1 pseudogene is annotated in these 386 nt (G+C 49.0%); it reads right to left on the bottom strand.

The features are described 5' to 3' along the window. Positions 1 to 186 precede the first annotated feature (186 nt). Positions 187 to 386, bottom strand: a pseudogene (locus NE473_RS30550) (hypothetical protein); the annotation flags it as partial.

The following is a 386-nucleotide window of genomic DNA, read 5'->3' as shown; positions in this document are numbered from 1 at the left end:
ATCATATTTAGATCAACAGATCCCATCAAGCCTCTTAACCAATGCGTAACACGATGGGCCTGACCCCGGAGCAATCCGGGGTTTTATATTTCGATATTATTGCCCTTATATGAAGTAAGGCGGCCCAAACGGACCGCCCTTTTCTTACCACTCAAACTGGCGGCTGAATTTTCAGCCATGAGATTCCTACAATGCTTCGATAAACTTTTTCACGCCCTGATATATCTCCTTGTACGGCAGCCCCTCCGCCATCAGCGTAGCCAGATGCAGCTCCACCACCGTTTCCAGCGATTTTAAGTGCATCAGCGTCCTCTGGTCTGCCTTGTCCCTCCCGCCGTTCTCTATGCCTAATCTGCGGTTTATGAGCTTGGTCAGTGACACATAAT

It is taken from the genome of Hungatella sp. SL.1.14 (assembly GCF_024460495.1).
GTDB lineage: Bacteria > Bacillota > Clostridia > Lachnospirales > Lachnospiraceae > Hungatella > Hungatella hathewayi.
Note: the sequence above shows the minus strand (reverse complement) of the source record. Positions and strands in the feature narration are given on the sequence as shown.